At 51.1% G+C, this 15,929-nt stretch carries 17 protein-coding genes; all 17 read left to right on the plus strand.

The annotated features are described in order from the left end of the window. Window positions 1-11 precede the first annotated feature (11 nt). Window positions 12-383: a hypothetical protein gene (locus tag CSA35_06980; protein ID PIE54277.1), complete on the plus strand. Its 372-nt coding sequence runs from the start codon at window positions 12-14 to the stop codon at window positions 381-383. After that, window positions 358-1,125, plus strand: coding sequence for a flagellar biosynthetic protein FliP (gene fliP, locus CSA35_06985; GenBank protein PIE54278.1), 768 nt, complete (start codon window positions 358-360; stop codon window positions 1,123-1,125). The genes CSA35_06980 and fliP overlap by 26 nt, the downstream gene beginning before the upstream one ends. A 52-nt stretch (window positions 1,126-1,177) precedes the next feature. Beyond that, window positions 1,178-1,423, plus strand: coding sequence for a flagellar biosynthetic protein FliQ (locus CSA35_06990; GenBank protein ID PIE54312.1), 246 nt, complete (start codon window positions 1,178-1,180; stop codon window positions 1,421-1,423). Beyond that, on the plus strand, window positions 1,423-2,217 hold the full coding sequence (locus CSA35_06995; protein ID PIE54279.1) for a flagellar biosynthetic protein FliR: 795 nt from the start codon (window positions 1,423-1,425) through the stop codon (window positions 2,215-2,217). The genes CSA35_06990 and CSA35_06995 overlap by 1 nt, the downstream gene beginning before the upstream one ends. Beyond that, window positions 2,208-3,302 (plus strand): flagellar biosynthesis protein FlhB, encoded by a 1,095-nt coding sequence (flhB, locus tag CSA35_07000; GenBank protein ID PIE54280.1) that lies wholly within the window; start codon window positions 2,208-2,210, stop codon window positions 3,300-3,302. Before CSA35_06995 ends, flhB begins: the two co-directional genes overlap by 10 nt. Window positions 3,303-3,379: 77 nt before the next feature. Further along, a complete protein-coding gene (gene flhA, locus CSA35_07005; protein PIE54281.1) occupies window positions 3,380-5,476 on the plus strand; it encodes a flagellar biosynthesis protein FlhA in 2,097 nt (698 codons plus the stop codon). Window positions 5,477-5,478: 2 nt separating this feature from the next. Further along, window positions 5,479-6,816: a flagellar biosynthesis protein FlhF gene (gene flhF / locus CSA35_07010; GenBank protein PIE54282.1), complete on the plus strand. Its 1,338-nt coding sequence runs from the start codon at window positions 5,479-5,481 to the stop codon at window positions 6,814-6,816. Beyond that, a complete protein-coding gene (locus tag CSA35_07015) occupies window positions 6,809-7,744 on the plus strand; it encodes a hydrogenase (protein PIE54313.1) in 936 nt (311 codons plus the stop codon). The genes flhF and CSA35_07015 overlap by 8 nt, the downstream gene beginning before the upstream one ends. After that, on the plus strand, window positions 7,741-8,415 hold the full coding sequence (locus CSA35_07020; GenBank protein PIE54283.1) for a hypothetical protein: 675 nt from the start codon (window positions 7,741-7,743) through the stop codon (window positions 8,413-8,415). The genes CSA35_07015 and CSA35_07020 overlap by 4 nt, the downstream gene beginning before the upstream one ends. Window positions 8,416-8,435: 20 nt before the next feature. After that, complete coding sequence (locus CSA35_07025; protein PIE54284.1) at window positions 8,436-9,512, plus strand: chemotaxis response regulator protein-glutamate methylesterase; 1,077 nt, start codon at window positions 8,436-8,438, stop codon at window positions 9,510-9,512. A 20-nt stretch (window positions 9,513-9,532) separates the two neighbouring features. Then, window positions 9,533-11,563, plus strand: a complete 2,031-nt coding sequence (locus tag CSA35_07030; GenBank protein PIE54285.1) for a chemotaxis protein CheA — start codon at window positions 9,533-9,535, stop codon at window positions 11,561-11,563. A gap of 15 nt (window positions 11,564-11,578) precedes the next feature. Next, entirely contained in the window at window positions 11,579-12,205 is a 627-nt protein-coding gene (locus tag CSA35_07035; GenBank protein ID PIE54286.1) for a chemotaxis protein CheC, read from the plus strand. Then, complete coding sequence (locus tag CSA35_07040; protein ID PIE54287.1) at window positions 12,205-12,693, plus strand: chemotaxis protein CheD; 489 nt, start codon at window positions 12,205-12,207, stop codon at window positions 12,691-12,693. The genes CSA35_07035 and CSA35_07040 overlap by 1 nt, the downstream gene beginning before the upstream one ends. A 31-nt stretch (window positions 12,694-12,724) precedes the next feature. Continuing rightward, on the plus strand, window positions 12,725-13,471 hold the full coding sequence (locus tag CSA35_07045) for an RNA polymerase subunit sigma-28 (GenBank protein PIE54288.1): 747 nt from the start codon (window positions 12,725-12,727) through the stop codon (window positions 13,469-13,471). A gap of 27 nt (window positions 13,472-13,498) precedes the next feature. Then, window positions 13,499-15,082: a polymerase gene (locus CSA35_07050; GenBank protein ID PIE54289.1), complete on the plus strand. Its 1,584-nt coding sequence runs from the start codon at window positions 13,499-13,501 to the stop codon at window positions 15,080-15,082. Continuing rightward, on the plus strand, window positions 15,069-15,401 hold the full coding sequence (locus CSA35_07055; GenBank protein PIE54290.1) for a hypothetical protein: 333 nt from the start codon (window positions 15,069-15,071) through the stop codon (window positions 15,399-15,401). Before CSA35_07050 ends, CSA35_07055 begins: the two co-directional genes overlap by 14 nt. After that, window positions 15,394-15,924, plus strand: coding sequence for a hypothetical protein (locus tag CSA35_07060; GenBank protein PIE54291.1), 531 nt, complete (start codon window positions 15,394-15,396; stop codon window positions 15,922-15,924). Before CSA35_07055 ends, CSA35_07060 begins: the two co-directional genes overlap by 8 nt. Window positions 15,925-15,929 lie beyond the last annotated feature (5 nt).

Consider the following 15,929-nt stretch of genomic DNA (forward strand, 5'->3'; position numbering starts at 1 on the left):
AGGTCCTTTCCTTGTTTGCTAAGCCTCGGCTCTCGTCGGCGTGGATAAGTGTAGTCGTTTTTATTTTATGCTGTGGTCCGGCTTGGGCGGCAGACGGTTCCTTGTCTTTGAGGGCATATTTGACAAAGGTCCTTTTGGGCGTAGTCCTTCTTGGATGTGTTGGCTTTCTCCTCGTTCGCTGGGGGCCTAAGCGTTTTCGGGCTTCGGGGAATGGACTGGAGGTCTTGACGTCTCTGTCCTTGGGCAGAGGCGTTCTTTATGTGGTTCGTTGTGGCTCCGAGGTGATCCTGCTTGGAGAAAGCAGGGGTGGTTTGATCATGCTTCGGCGTTATCCGCTGTCTCAATGGGAGCAATCTCATGAATCGACGGATTCTGCTCTGTAGTTTTTTGTTCCTGATCTGTGTCGGATTCGTCTCCGATGCCTGGGCTCAGCCGACGCTGCCTGTCCCTCCGGCTTCCGTAATAAAAGCGACCGTGCAGGGAGCTACGGCTCCCAGGGATGTCTCAACTACGCTTCAGATCGTGGCGCTTCTCACGATCCTCAGTGTGGCTCCTGCGATTTTGCTCATGGTAACCTGTTTTACCAGACTGATCGTGGTTTTGGGGTTCGTTCGACGGGCTCTTGGTTTGCAACAGACGCCGCCCAATCAGGTGATCGTGACGTTAGCTCTGTTTTTGTCCCTGTACATCATGGCCCCGACCTGGGAGCAGATGTACACGCAAGGTCTGGTGCCCTATATGAACGAAAAAATAGGAACAGCTGAGGCCTGGGAACGGTCGATCACTCCTCTGCGTACGTTTATGCTCGCTCAGACACGGGAGGAGGAACTCTCTCTCATGGTCTCCATGTCTGGGATGAAGCGTCCAGAGAATGCAGGTGATATTCCGAACCAGATTTTGCTGCCTGCTTTTATGCTGAGCGAGCTTAAGTCGGCGTTTCAGATGGGAATCGTGATATTCATTCCATTCATCGTTGTCGATATGATTATCGCAAGTGTCCTCATGAGCATGGGGATGATCATGCTTCCACCTATGATGATCTCTTTGCCTTTCAAAATTTTGTTGTTTATCATGGCCGATGGATGGGATCTCGTTGTCGTCAGCCTCATTCGGAGCTTCCAGTGACCGTAGAGGGATGAGGGGAGGTGAGGCTGTGGAGATCCTCAGCGTCAATGATATGCTGGTCCAGGCCATCAAGGTTTCCCTGATGGCCTCGCTCCCAATCCTCATCGTGGCTATGATCGTCGGTCTTATCGTCGGTATTTTGCAGACGGCTACGTCCATTCAGGAGCAGACGCTCTCTTTTGTTCCGAAGATCGTGGCTATCATGACGGCCTTGCTTTTGATGGGACCATGGATGTTTGGAGTGGTGGGCCAGTTGGCTCGGGATTTGCTGGGACAACTTGATCGGTTTGTCAGGTGATGGGGGCCATGATGGACTATGATGGGCTTTCTCAAATCCTGCCGCTGTATTTTTTGGTGTCCATGCGGTTTCTCGGTATGCTGTTCACCGCCCCTGTTTTCCTGGCGTCATCGGTACCGGCTCCTTTTCTCTTTTGGCTCTCGTTTTTTTTAACGGCTGTGACGGTCCCTCTGTTGCGTGGGGCTATGCTGCCGTCGCTTCTTTTTTCTGGCGTTCTGCCTCTGTTTCTTGCTATGGGGCGGGAGCTTCTTGCCGGTGGATTTATAGGTTTTGTCGCTTCGGCTCCTTTTTATGCTCTTCAGGTTTCTGGTCGTATGATCGGAACCCGAATGGGGCTGGCTATGGTCAACGTCCTTGATCCCATCACCCAGAATCAAAGCTCAATCGTGGGTCAGCTCCAACTTTTGGTGGGCTTATGGTTTTTCCTCTACTGGAACGGGCATCTGCTTCTGGTTCGGACCTTGATAGAGAGTTTTCGTCTTTTACCCGCAGGGGGGGGCCATCTGTGGGTATCCTCCGATCTGGAACTTCCCCAGTGGTTAGGGCGGATATTCGTTATTGCCTTTAAGTTTTCAATCCCCTTCTATGGTGCGTTGCTTTTGGCCGATATTGGTCTGGGTTTTTTGGCCCGGACGGTTCCTCAGATGAACGTCTTTATCTTGGGGCTCCCTCTGAAGGTCGGGTTGGGACTGTTTCTTTTGATGGTACTCCTTCCCGTGGTGGTCGAGCTTGTTCATGGCCAGATTGAGCCTTTTTTAAGGATGGCACTTGGTAACCTGTCGGGATGGCTGTGACGTTTTTTCTCAATCTTCAGTTTTTTGCCGAGGAAAAAACTGAGCCGGCAACTCCTCGAAAACGCCGTAAGGAACGTGAAGAGGGGCGGGTGGCCAAGAGTCAGGATCTGGGTGCTGCTACGGTTATCGTTGCTGGGTTGCTTATGATGGTTCTCTTCGGTGGGTGGATTTTTGGCCATATTTCCACTCTTACGGAGGATCTGATTACCTTTATGGGGGACGAGGCTCTCTGGCAGGATGGATGGTTCGACGCCATTGCCCATCGCTGTGTCGATGCTTTTGCTTTGGCGATTGTCCCCGTGAGTTTAGCTTGTTTTGTGATGGCTTTGGCCGTTTCGGTGGCCCAGGTGGGGTTTACCATGACCTCTAAGCCTTTGATCCCCAAGATGGATCGGTTCAATCCTGTATCGGGGTTGAAGAAGGTCATATCGCTTCGATCTCTTGTGGAGCTCGTGAAGGGGCTTCTGAAGGCTCTGGTTTTGGCGTTGATGCTCTATGCTGCCCTTCGAGGTGATCTAAGGGATCTGGTTCAGGCAATACACTATCCCCTGTATCCCGCAACGTCCCTTTTGTTGTGGCGACTGTGGTTTCTGAGCTTGAAGATGACACTTTTGCTCCTGGTGATTGCCGTCTTCGACTGGTCCTATCAAAAATGGGAGTTCGAGAAAAATATCCGGATGAGCAAGCAGGAGATAAAAGAGGAGTATAAGCAGATGGAGGGCGACCCCCTCATCAGGCAAAAAATTCGCCAGAAACAGCGAGAGATGGCTCGCCGTCGAATGATGGCCGATGTTCCCAAATCCGATGTGGTTATCACAAACCCGACGACCTTGGCGATAGCTCTCCAATATGACCGGGGGAAGATGAGCGCTCCGGTTGTTCTGGCAAAGGGGAAGGGGTTCGTTGCCCGTCGGATCAAGGAGATCGCACGAGAGCATGGGGTCCCGTTGGTGGAAAATAAGCCTCTCGCGTGGGCTCTTTTCGAGGGAGTCGAGGTTGGTGACTCCATCCCCGAAAATCTGTATCGAGGGGTAGCCGAAGTTTTAGCTTTTATCTATGGCTTAAAGAAGAAATTAGATCATTAAAATCCTAGATGCTAGGGCTTTTTTCGGTACAGTGCCGGGATAATGGCTTTTCAGCGATAGTACGGGAGGACTTGACAATGGCAGAAGAGCGGGTCTCTGTAATCGAGAGGATGCTTCGATTTTCAGACGTGGGCATAGCGATGCTGATGGTCTTGGTCGTTGTCATGATGATTATTCCTCTGCCCACGTGGTTGCTTGATGTTCTTCTGACGCTGAATATAACGTTTGGTGTTGTCGTGTTGCTCGTGACTTTTTATGTCAACCAGGCCTTGGAGATATCCTCGTTTCCGTCGATTTTGTTGATTGTCACCCTGTTTCGACTGGCTCTGAATGTCTCTACAACTCGTCTGATTCTCCTCAAGGGATACGCAGGAAGTATTATCTCTTCGTTTGGAAATTTTGTTGTTGGGGGGAATTACGTTGTGGGTGCTGTGGTATTTCTCATCTTGGTGATTATTCAGTTTTTGGTGATCACCAAGGGGGCTGAGCGAGTGGCCGAGGTGGCTGCTCGTTTTACCTTGGATGCCATGCCGGGAAAGCAGATGGCCATCGACGCTGACTTGAACGCTGGTCTTATTGATGAGCTGGGAGCCAAGGAACGTCGACGTACGATCCAACGAGAGGCCGATTTTTATGGAGCTATGGATGGTGCCTCCAAATTTGTCAAAGGAGACGCCATCGCTGGGTTGATCATCACGATTATAAATATCCTGGGGGGGTTGGCCATTGGTGTTTTTCAGCGAAATATGTCTCTGGCGCAGGCTGCGGGAGTTTATAGTCTACTGACCGTCGGCGACGGTTTGGTGTCCCAGATTCCCGCTCTGTTGTTTTCTACGGCTACAGGTATCATCGTGACCAGAGCCGCCGGAGATTCCAGTTTGGGGCGGGATGTTTTTTCGTCCTTCACCCGATATCCTCGTCCGCTGATGATCGGTACGGCCCTTTTGTTCGGGTTTGCCTTGGTACCGGGGTTGCCTACGTTTCCCTTTTTGATGCTTGGAGCTTTCCTTGCCCTTATGGCCTACGGAGTGTACAGAGAGGCCGTCACTCAAGAGGCTTCTGCGGGAGGGCGGGGTGTTGAAAGCGATGTGCCCGGAGAGGTGGCGCATGATGAAGAGGGGGGAAGAGGCCCGACGTCACCGGAGGAGGTCATGAGGCTTTTGGCGGTGGACCCTATGGAGATGGAGATCGGGTATGCAGTGATCCCCCTGGTGGACCCCTCTCAGGGGGGTGATATGCTGGATCGTATTAGCACCATACGAAAGCAGATGGCTATGGATATGGGGTTAGTCGTTCCGTCCATACGAATCAGGGATAACATTCAGCTGAAGCCCACCGAGTACCTCATCAGGGTCAAGGGGGCTTTGGAAGGTCAGGGTGAGCTCATGCCCGAGCATTACTTGGCCATGGATACGGGGAATGTCTCTGATGAGGTCGTTGGGGTGCCGACCACAGAACCGGCTTTTGGTCTTCCTGCTTTGTGGATTTCTCCAGAGCTTCGTGATCGAGCTGAAGCTGGAGGGTATACTGTGGTGGATGCTCCGTCTGTTTTGGCAACTCACCTGTCCGAGATTATCAAAGCCCATGGTGCCGACTTGATCACCCGTCAGGAAGTTCAAAAGCTTGCGGAGATGGTCAAGGAGAATAACGCCGCTGTGGTGGATGAGATGCTCGGGGTTCTGGGACTTGGCGATATACAAAAAGTTCTTCAGAATCTGGTATCAGAGCAGATTCCCATTCGGGATCTTGTGACGGTGTTTGAGACTTTGGCCGATTACGGTCGTTTGTCCTCTTCTGTGGATTATCTCACCGAGCGGGTTCGGGAGAGTCTGGCCCGGATCATCTCCCTCAGGCTGAAAGAAGATGACGTCATTACGGTGATGACGCTGTCTCCTACGTGGGAGCAGAAGATTCGAGATGCTTTGGATGGCGATTTGGTGAAGGGCTGGCGACTGAATATGGATTCTCGGGATATATCCAAACTGGTTGCTGCCGTGTCGGCCAAGTCGGAGGATGTTATCCTTCGAGGAGGGGCGCCTATCCTTTTGGTGAGTCCTGATGTCCGATTAATCGTTCGTCGGCTTCTGGAATCGTCGTTGCCGAGTCTTTTAGTTGTATCCTATAATGAAATAACCCAGGGTATCGATATCCAGTCGTTAGGGATGGTGGAGTGAACATGAGGGTAACTCAGCAGATTACCTACGAAGCCAAGGACAACGCAGAGGCGATTCGTATCGCCTCTGACCGTTTGGGTCGGGACGCAGTCATCCTCTCAACTCATACTGTGAGCAAGGGGGGCTTCTTGGGCTTTTTTGCTAAATCAGCTCTGATGGTGACTGCGGGCCTTCTGGAAGAAGATGTGCCACCTCCTGCTGCACAAAAAGGGGTCAGCGGTCATATCCAGGCTTTTCAGCGGCTTTTGGATGACCGGCAGAGGATTTTTTTGCCTTCACCACAGGACGACTCTGGGGTTGTCGAGGCGACGACATCGCATCGCTCCGATGAACAGGACCTTCTTGAACTCTCTGCAAACAGCACTGCTTTATCTCGCCCTGCTGTGTTATCGCAAAAAGTGGCTCAGGCATATGGAAAAACCGGGAGTGATGCCTCACGCGAGGCCAGTCTGTTTCAGGATGTGGAACAAATTCAGAAAACGTTGGCTATGGTCCTTGAAAGGCTTGATCAAGACCAGGAGCCTTCGTTGACCCAATCGTCTGGGCCGTTGTCCACTGTTGACGAAAAAAATCTCGATGAAGAGGACGTTTCCCATTGGCGGGATCAACTTATAGATGCCGAGATGACCGTCCCCTTTGTGGATGATCTCCTATCCCGGTTTCGTGCGGAGGCGAACGGTCGTGAGTTTTTGCCGTGGCTTCAATCTTTGATCAAGACTCCCTATGTTTCTGTCGCTGATGCTCTGGGTGGAGGGCGCGTTATGTTTATCGGTCCCACTGGTGTGGGAAAGACAACGACAATAGCCAAGTTGGCAGCTGTGAACGCTCTCTGGGAAGAGCGTCGTGTCTTTTTGGTTACAGCCGATACGTATCGAATCGCTGCGGTGGAACAACTGCGAACGTACGCCAAGATTTTGGGGGTCCCCGTAGAGGTTGTTTTCGAGGCTGAAGATCTGAAAAAAATCCGGGAGAAGCCTGGTGCTGATCTTATTTTGCTTGATACGGCGGGACGCAGTCAGAAGGATGTTCATCGAAGCGACGAGTTGTGTTCTCTGTATGAGGCTTTTTCTCCTGAAAGTGTTCATTTGCTTTTGTCTGCGAATGCAAAATATAGAGATATGCTCAACGTGGTGAAAGGAATGAACCATATTCCCATCACCAGTTTGGTTTTTACCAAGCTCGATGAGACCGTCAGCCTTGGTCCTGTTTTGGAGCTTGCGTTGAGTTTTCAGCTTCCCCTATCCTTTTTTGCCGTTGGGCAGAATGTACCTAACGATATAGAAGTAGCCTCGTCGTCCAGATTGTTGGAGATGGCTCTTGACGGGGGCTTTCATGTCTGATGTTCGTCCGACAGAGGTGATGGATCAGGCGGCAGATTTACGTCATCTCGTGTCGTCTATTTCAAAAAAGTCACCAGTCAGTTGTTCCAGGGCTTTACGTACTATCGCTGTGGTTGGAGGAAAGGGCGGAGTCGGTAAAAGTAACCTCTCAGCTAACGTCGCCATTGCTTTGGCTCAGGCAGGACAAAAGGTGGCTTTGTTCGACGGGGATATGGGGTTGGCCAATGTTGATATACTTTTTGGTGTTCACCCGCCCTGTAACCTGATACACTTGATCCGAGGCGAACGATCAATTCAAGAAATTATGTTCGATTTGGGAGAAGGTTTGTCTTTGATACCGGGAGGTTCGGGTGTCGAAGAATTGGCTAATATGGAAGAGCCTGAGCGAGATCGCCTTATTAACCAGTTGAGTGATTTAGAGTCCTTGGTGGATGTAGTGGTAGTCGACACCGGAGCAGGAATCCATAAAAATGTCCTGGCTTTTGCCTCTGCAGCCGATACAGTTGTCTTGGTGACAACTCCAGAGCCCACCTCTATCCGAGATGGGTATAGCCTTTTGAAGGCTTTGGTGCTTGCCTCAATGGGGAAGCTGGATGTTCAACTTGTAGTCAACATGACTTCATCGGATAAGGAGGCCCAGTCGGTCGCAAGCAGGATTTGTTTCGTTGCCGACCAGTTCCTCCGGCTTAATGTTGGCTACGCTGGTTTTGTGGTATCAGATCCTAGAATTCCTGAAGCCGTCTGTGCCCGTAGCCCCTTGCTTCGCTGTTCTCCTCATTCTCCTGCAGCTCAGTGTTTCCGTAAGGTGGCTTCCCAGCTTGTCGAAGGCGGTGTATACAAGAAGTCCCCCTCACACCGTGGTTTGAAGGGCTTTTTTTCCAGACTTTCCCGTCTCTGGGGAGCGGATATGGAGAGAGGTAGACCGTGAACTTAAACGCTCTGCTGAAGATGTCCCCCGATTTTATCGGATCCAAAGTGATGGTTGCTGTCATTAGCGGTCTCTACAAGGGGGAATACCCATCCCGTCTTGAGGATGCTTTGGACGACATCTGGAAATTGGCTCATCCACTTTTGAGTGGAGCTCTGGTTCCCTTTTACAAGGGGGTTGAGGTCCAGTTGTCTGTTCATGTAGCTGGAATCGTGTGTCATGTAACTGGGATAGTTATGGGGACCGTAAGAGATGGACTCGTACCTCTTTTGTTGGTTCGTTTGGTGGGAGATGTAGAGAGGGTCCAGCGTCGCCGTTTTTTTCGGGTTCCCTGTGCTCTTGAGGTAGATATAAATCTCTTGAAACCTCCGCAAGAAGTTCTGTCGTCTTCATGGACCAAAGCCGTTATTTGCGACCTGAGTCTCGGGGGAGTTCGGCTTATTGTGAAAGACGAAGCTTTATACGCAAGGGGTGATAGAGTTCTCCTGCGATTCTCCGTGAATGATGAGTCTCTGTTTCTTCCTGCTCACATTCTCTCTAAGCGACGCAACAGCGACCAGGTGGATACGTCTTTAGGAGTTGGATATGACTTTTTGCCCGGGATGGTAGAGAAATTTCTTGGGAAGTTTATCCGAAAGAGGGATTTAGCCCTCCGTAACGAGATGCGTTGATAGAGGAAAGGGGGGAGGGGATGAACGATATAAAAATTTTGGTCGTGGACGATTCATCTTTTATGAGAAAGATCATCAGCAACATCCTGGAAGAGCTTCCTGAACTTACGGTGGTAGCGACGGCCAGGGATGGCATTGATGCCCTGAGCAAGATAGAGTTCTATCACCCCGATGTGGTCACTTTGGATGTCGATATGCCCAGGATGAACGGCATCGACACCCTGAAGGAGATTATGTTTCGGTTTCCTCTTCCTGTGGTGATGGTGAGCAGTCTCACCAAGGATGGTGCGGCCGTTACCATGAAAGCTTTGTCCATGGGAGCTGTCGATTTTGTGTCCAAGCCCTCGGGCGCCATCTCCCTGAATATGCAAGAGGTGGATGCCGAACTTCGTACAAAGGTCTTGGCAGCTGCCCTTGCTCAGTCGACGGTACCAGGCAGGCCGTTTACGACGACTCGTATTCAAAAAGATACTTCCAGGCAGGTCCAGAAAACGGTAAGGCCAGTAAAATCAGGCATCCGGCCTCGATTGGTCTGTATCGCATCCTCTACAGGAGGGCCTCAGGCCCTTCAAAAGTTGTTAACGCTCCTCCCAAGTACGTTTCCCTTGCCTGTGGTGATCGCTCAGCATATGCCTAAAGGCTTTACTGCGTCTTTTGCATCTCACTTAAACGATCTCTGTGCTCTGCATGTCGTAGAGGGATACGAGGGATTGCCCCTCCAGCCTGGGATGGTCGTAATTGCCCCTGGAGGTTTTCATATGATAGTAAAGGGAGAGAAGAATTCTCCTGTGATAGGTCTCTCCGATGCCCCGCCCCTCCTGTCGGTGAAACCATCAGCCAATATTCTGTTTCTCAGCGTGGCTGACGTTGTTGGTGGGGACGCTGTGGCGGTGATCCTCACAGGCATGGGACGAGACGGCACTGATGGGGCTCAAGCTCTGATCTCGAAAGGAGCATATGTTTTTGGTGAGTCTCCTGAGAGCTGTGTTATATACGGTATGCCTAAGGCTGCTATGGAGGCGGGGGTTGTTAATGAGCAACTCCCTTTACAGAATATTGCCGAAGCCTTGAATCGCTTCGTAAGAGAAAACCGATAGAATTGAGGAGATGATAGGACATGTCGACCGATATGAGTCAGTATTTGGGAGCTTACCTTGACGAGGCGACCGAGAACCTACAACACCTGAACGACCTGATCCTCGCGGTTGAACAAGATCGGCAGGGCAGGGAAACCATCGATGAGATTTTCAGAACGGCCCATACACTTAAAGGTATGTCGGCTACGATGGGTTTCCATCATATGGCCGAGTTGACCCATGCCTTGGAGGACAGGTTTTCAACGGTGCGGAGCGGTGATGAGGAACTGACCGACGACGACATTGATCATCTCTTTCAAAGCCTTGATCTGATGCAGGTTATGGTGGATTCTATCCGGGATGGTGGATCTGACCAGGATACGGATATATCCTCTTTGGTCGAACAGCTTCGGGATGAGCCCGAGGCGTCAGAGCCAAAGGATCGTGCTGCCGAATCGTCTGTCTCCGATCAGGAGAAGGGGTGGATTGCCGATGCTGTCAAGATGGGCCTGGCTGTCCATCAGGTTACGGTAACTCTCGTAAAAGACTGTCTCCTTAAAGCAGCTCGAGCCTACATGGTCATTAATCGACTAGATGAGATGGGTGAAATAATCAAGGTCGAGCCTCCTGTAGAAGAGCTGGAGAAAGAGGCGTTCGAGCAGTCGTTTTGTGTTTATATCGGTACCAAGGACGAGGCTGATGTTGTTCATGACGCTGTCATGTCGATCAGTGATGTCGCTGAGACCGTTGTCGTTATGTTAGATAAGGATGGCAACGTCGCTCCTGTCACATCTGGTCAACCCTTGGATACTCCTTCTAAAGCTCCCGTTAAGGCTGCCGAGGCTCCATCATCGGTTTCCTCTCAAACGCCTGAAAAAACGACGAAGCAGCCTTCGGCACAGCCCAGGGTCAAGAAGGCGTCGCAGACCGTTCGGGTCGACATCGGCAGGTTGGATAGTCTGATGAATCTGGTTGGCGAGCTCGTTATAGGAAAGGCTCGGATTGAGCGTCTGGTTTTGGAATCAAAACTGCGTGAGTTCGATGAGCCTTTGTCTCAATTGGGGCGAATTTCTGGGGATATTCAGGAATTGGTTACCAAGCTTCGAATGGTGCCCGTCTCCTATATTTTTGATCGTTTTCCTCGACTTATTCGGGATATCTCCAAATCCCTGGGTAAAGATGTGGAGTTGGTTATTGAGGGACAGGAGACCGAGCTTGATCGGACGGTGATCGACGAGATTGGTGACCCGATGGTTCATCTTATTCGGAACGCCGTCGATCACGGTATTGAGACCCCCGAAATTCGGAAAAAGGCTGGTAAACGAGCCCAAGGAACGATCAAGATCGCTGCCTATCAGGAGGGAAACAGCGTCATCATCGAGGTCGCCGACGATGGCAAGGGGATTGATCCCGTTGCAGTGGGCGTTAAGGCCGTCGAGAGAGGGCTGGTGACCGAGGAAGCTCTTCAGGAAATGTCCGATGACGAGATTATCCAGTTCGTTTTTCTTCCCGGTTTCAGCATGGCACAGGAGGTCACCGATCTTTCTGGTCGGGGTGTCGGTATGGATGCCGTTAAGCGAAAGGTTGAATCTTTGGGAGGGCAGTTCGAGGTTAGATCCAAGGTCGGCGAGGGCTCCAATATCTATATTCGTTTGCCTCTGACTCTAGCCATTGTACTGGCTCTCCTTGTGCGAGTTGGTGATGAAATATATGCTATTCCGCTGGAGAATGTGGACGAGACAATCTTGGTCCGTGAAGACGACATGAAGCGGATGCATGGCCGTCCCGTAACGTTGCTTCGGGGCGAGGTCCTTACTCTGGGTGATTTAGCTTCCACTTTGGATACACCTCGTGGGAATGAGGAACGAACCGAGTATCCCGTGGTGGTCGTCAGGGCCGGCAGGAATAAGATCGGTTTTGTTGTGGATGCTCTCGTGGGGCAGCAGGAGATCGTCATCAAGTCTTTGGGGAAATTGCTTGCCAAGAGCAAGGGAATTGCTGGGGCGACTATCTTAGGAGATGGGAATGTGGCTCTCATTTTAGACGTAGCTTCGCTTCATGTAAAAGTCTAGGAGTCGGAGGGAAATATGGAATATACTGACTTCAGTTCGTTGCATTTGGACGCTATCAGGGAAATTGTCAATATCGGCGCAGGGAACGCTGCCACGGCTTTGTCCGATATGTTGGGGCAATCCATTGATATGGGGGTCCCTAACGCGGATATTGTCTCTATTTATGACGTATCCGAGTATTTTGGTTCCCCTGAAAAATTTGCGGCGGCTATCTACACACACGGAGAAGGAGCGTTCCCTTGTAATCTTATATTCATTCAAGATGAAGAGATGATCCAAAAACTTGTCGATGCCGTATTCATGGCCAGGATGAATACAACTGGCCGAGAGTTTCCCGAAGAGATGCGAGACAGCTGCTTGGCTGAATTGGGTAATATCGTGCTGAGTTCTTTTTTAAACGCTGTAAGCGGAATGATTGGTGCCGATCCTATCAGTATCTCGGTTCCTGGTGTCGCTCATGATATGCTGGGGGCAATCCTCCAGTTTGTGGCGGTGATCTTTGCTCAAACAGGAGAGCACGCTTTGTTAATGAACACAACTCTGCAGCTGGATGGAGTTGACTCGAAGTTGAAGGGGAATATCATGATTGTTCCCGAACCTGGGGCTTTGGAGATCTTATTGTCCAAGTTGGGGGTGCTCTGATGGGCAAGGGGCAGCATGTCGGCATGGCCGACGCCATCTTGGTAAAGCACCCGGGAAAGCTCGTTTCTTTGGGGCTGGGATCTTGTATTGGCTTGGTGCTCTACGATGAGGTTGCCAAGATTGCAGCAATGGCTCATATTATGTTGCCAGAGAGCCGGGAGGGTAAGGATAATCCCAAGCCTGGAAAGTTTGCTGATACGGCGGTTCCTCTGCTTCTTGATATGCTCCTGAAGGCTGGAGCTAAGCGGGATCGAATCAAGGCAAAAATGGCAGGAGGGGCTCAAATGTTCAATGTTCCGGGCTCCAAGTCAGGATTTTTGGCCGTAGGGTCACGGAATTCTGAGGAGACGGAGAAGCAGTTGGCAAAATCCGGTATTAAACTTGTTGCCTCAGATACGGGAGGGAACAAGGGGCGAAGTGTGGAGTTCTCTACGGACAACTGGGTGCTCGAGATCAAGACGCTGGGTACGGGTAAACAGGGTATCTGATCTTACTTAGGGCGAAGGAGGAGGATGGCCTATGCCCTCCAGAGAGGATCAGCGTTTATGGGCTGCATATCGTTCGAATCCATCGTATAAGGATGCCGTTGTCCATCGGTATCTTCCTTTAGTAAAGTATGTCGTTGCCCGTATGACGGTTACTCCTCCTCCAGGGCTCGACTACGAGGACCTGATCAGTTTTGGTGTTATGGGGCTTTTGAATGCTATAGATCGTTTTGATCCCAATCGGGGATGTACCTTTCAAACCTATGCGGTTCCCAGAATTAGAGGAGCCGTTTTGGATGAGTTAAGAAAGTGTGACTGGTTTTCCAGGACCGGTCGGGAAAAAGTTCACAGACTGGAGCGAGCCATGGAGGTGCTTCTTCTTTCGGGGCAGCCTATCGACGACAAAACCTTAAAAGAAGAATTAGGTGTTGATGATAAAGCTTATAGGGAGATGCTCCAGTTGGCGTCCCGGGGTTTTTTGCTCTCCTTGGATGAAATGATGGCCTTGGATGAGGGAGACGTAAGCAAGGCGGATCTCCTCTCGGCTCCTGATCCATCGGCTCAGGAGCTTTTGGAGAACCAGGAAGAGGTCAACCGAGTCGTGGAGGCTTTAGAGCTTTTGTCGAGTCGGGAGCAGTCGGTGATGTCTATGTATTATATTGAAGATATGACTCTTAAGGAAATTGGCCTGGTCCTGGGGGTGACGGAGTCCAGGGTGTCTCAAATTCACGGTAAGGCGATGTCCACGCTGCGGACTTTGTTACGGTGTGACGAAGGGTAACGGATCAGAGAGATTCGGAGGTGGGCTATGTCTGAGGCTATAACGATTGAGATAAACGAAAACGGTGTTTTCCTTTCTGTCCCCGAGGGAACTCTTCTTGAGGATGCGTTGGCTGCTTTGTCTGAGCGTAATATCCAGGAGCTTGATGAGGCTGCGGTGAGATTGGCTGTGCAGGCTCCAGGGGAGTTACGGTGTGTTGCTCCTGTTCAGGAGGATCGTCCAGCTCGGATTCATATCGATATCCCCAGAAATTCCCTCTGTGTTCGTATGGCCATTGATCCGCCTGTGGGGAATGGAAACTGGCCTCAGTTGAAAGACCTTAAAGTGGCCTTGAGAGCCAAGAATGTCGTCTACGGCGTGGATGAGGACGCTCTCAAAAAACTCTTGGAGCACCGAATCGCCAACGAATGGCTTGAGGTGGCACGAGGGGTTTCAGCGGTGAATGGTCAAAACGGTGAAATCAACTATGAGGTGGAGTTGGGCAGTAACCGTCCCCTGTCCCAGGACGGTGAGGGAAAGGTAGATCTGAAGGAACTTTCCTCGATAACCATTGTTGAGAAGGGGCAGATGTTAGCTACCCGAACTCCAGCGACCGAGGGACGCGACGGCATTGATATTTATGGCAAGACCCTTAAGGCAAAGAGCGGAAAGGATCGAAAATTACCCGCTGGTAAGGGAACTGTTTCGTCTGAAGACGGCATGACCTTATACGCCGAGCATGACGGGCATCTTGTGCTTCGAGGGAACCTTCTGGAAGTTCTGGCCGTCTATACCGTTTCGGGTGACGTTGATTACAGTGTTGGAAATATCCATTTTATCGGCGCTGTCGAGATCCAGGGAGCTGTTCGGGATGGATTTGAGGTGCGGACCAGCGGTGATATCGTTGTTGGAGGAGTTGTCGAGGGGGCCGTCATTGAGACCGAGACTAATCTAAACGTGAAAGTCGGGATCACCGCTTCTGGCAAGGGTGCAATCCGAGCTGGTGGGGGTATCACGGCGGGCTACGTCGACAAAGCAATCATTCATGCCGGAGAGGATGTTCGGGTCAAGGATGCCATCATGCATAGCCACGTATCCGCAGGGAAGTCGATCCTCTTGGGTGTTCAGGGAGGAAAGGGACAGATCGTAGGCGGGCAAATTCAGTCTGGTTTGTCCGTCCGATGTGTGACTTTGGGGAGTTCTATGGGGACCAGGACGGAGGTCCATGTAGGAGTGCCCCCGCAATTGGCGGAAAGAAGGTCGGAGCTGACCTCCTGGCTAAACGAGAACAAGTCTAAACTCCAACAGATCGATAGCAATGTCGAGTTTCTCAAAAAACTAGAGCAAGCAGGAAAGATTGATGTCGAGAAGCGGACCATCCTTTTAAAGCTTACCAAGGGTGGTTTTCAGATTCGATCAGCCATCGAACAATATACTCGGGAACTGGAGGATATCGAATCCAAATTGGAAGAGAGTCGTTCGAATTCCAGGGTTCACGTTCGGGATATATGCTATCCAGGGGTCATCATCACCATGCGAGGCATAACCTACAAGGTCAGGGAAGAAATGCGGCACATCACCTTTTGTTACGATAGGGGAGAGATTCAGCCCCGTCCCTATGAATCCTTGTGAGGTCTCTTTCATGATCAATCCTATCGATCACCAGCTTTCTATGTGGAAACTGGAGCAAAACGCCCAAAACCTCAGGGATCCTGGCTCATCGGCCCAACAAGCCCTTCAGTCTGAGGATGCACTTCGTGAAGCGGAACGACGAGATATATCGGTCCAGCGAAACGATGAGTCTCATGAATCTCAGCGTTTGGGGGTCGGGGAAAGGGATGCTCGTCAAGGGCGTCGAGAAGGCCGAAAGAAAGAGGCCAAGACAGAGCATGACGATGACGACGAGAACTCGGCGGCGGCTGAGAGAGGAGGCCTTGATCTCTATGCCTGAGGCCCCTCATCTGGGATATGTCCAAGTTGTTTCTGAGGCTGGAGCTTTTCGGGGTGCTCTGTTGGTCGTGGATTGCCGGGGTATCCCTCTGGATTTCAGGTATACCGATCCGGTGTCACCCACAAAGCTTGAGAGGGTACTCTACGGTGATGCCTTGGAAGTTTATATTCAAGAGGACGTGATTTTGGGCAGTCTCTTGGGGGCTGTAGAGGAGAAACCCGACCTCTGGATCTGTCAGGATCGTCATCTTCTAGCCCCTCTGGGCCATAGGGCCAAAAAACTTTCTATAGTCATGGAGACCACATCGAGAACGCCTCTTGAGAAAGCTGGGGCGACAACTCCTCTGCCGGAGGAGAATGTCTACCTGGTTCAGACCGATCTCATGGGGCCTCCTTGTAGGGTGACCACGCTTAAAAGTGGGGAGCTTGAGAGAGTCTCTCCCATTTTGGTTGATGCTGCCTCCACCATGGAACTTCTGGAGCCTTTTGTGCGAATCACTAAAGCCCTGGACGTCCTGGACTGATTCTT

Source organism: Dethiosulfovibrio peptidovorans (assembly GCA_002748665.1).
Lineage (GTDB): Bacteria > Synergistota > Synergistia > Synergistales > Dethiosulfovibrionaceae > Dethiosulfovibrio > Dethiosulfovibrio peptidovorans_A.

Bases quoted from the DNA above. Each gene is read 5' to 3' on its own strand.
- CSA35_07040 (PIE54287.1), top strand. From the start codon at position 12,205: ATGGGCAAGGGGCAGCATGTCGGCATGGCCGACGCCATCTTGGTAAAG.
- flhF (PIE54282.1), top strand. From the start codon at position 5,479: ATGAGGGTAACTCAGCAGATTACCTACGAAGCCAAGGACAACGCAGAG.
- CSA35_07045 (PIE54288.1), top strand. From the start codon at position 12,725: ATGCCCTCCAGAGAGGATCAGCGTTTATGGGCTGCATATCGTTCGAAT.
- flhA (PIE54281.1), top strand. From the start codon at position 3,380: ATGGCAGAAGAGCGGGTCTCTGTAATCGAGAGGATGCTTCGATTTTCA.
- CSA35_07025 (PIE54284.1), top strand. From the start codon at position 8,436: ATGAACGATATAAAAATTTTGGTCGTGGACGATTCATCTTTTATGAGA.
- CSA35_07015 (PIE54313.1), top strand. From the start codon at position 6,809: ATGTCTGATGTTCGTCCGACAGAGGTGATGGATCAGGCGGCAGATTTA.
- CSA35_06990 (PIE54312.1), top strand. From the start codon at position 1,178: ATGCTGGTCCAGGCCATCAAGGTTTCCCTGATGGCCTCGCTCCCAATC.
- flhB (PIE54280.1), top strand. From the start codon at position 2,208: ATGGCTGTGACGTTTTTTCTCAATCTTCAGTTTTTTGCCGAGGAAAAA.
- CSA35_06995 (PIE54279.1), top strand. From the start codon at position 1,423: ATGGGGGCCATGATGGACTATGATGGGCTTTCTCAAATCCTGCCGCTG.
- CSA35_07055 (PIE54290.1), top strand. From the start codon at position 15,069: ATGAATCCTTGTGAGGTCTCTTTCATGATCAATCCTATCGATCACCAG.
- CSA35_07035 (PIE54286.1), top strand. From the start codon at position 11,579: ATGGAATATACTGACTTCAGTTCGTTGCATTTGGACGCTATCAGGGAA.
- CSA35_07050 (PIE54289.1), top strand. From the start codon at position 13,499: ATGTCTGAGGCTATAACGATTGAGATAAACGAAAACGGTGTTTTCCTT.
- fliP (PIE54278.1), top strand. From the start codon at position 358: ATGAATCGACGGATTCTGCTCTGTAGTTTTTTGTTCCTGATCTGTGTC.
- CSA35_07030 (PIE54285.1), top strand. From the start codon at position 9,533: ATGTCGACCGATATGAGTCAGTATTTGGGAGCTTACCTTGACGAGGCG.
- CSA35_07060 (PIE54291.1), top strand. From the start codon at position 15,394: ATGCCTGAGGCCCCTCATCTGGGATATGTCCAAGTTGTTTCTGAGGCT.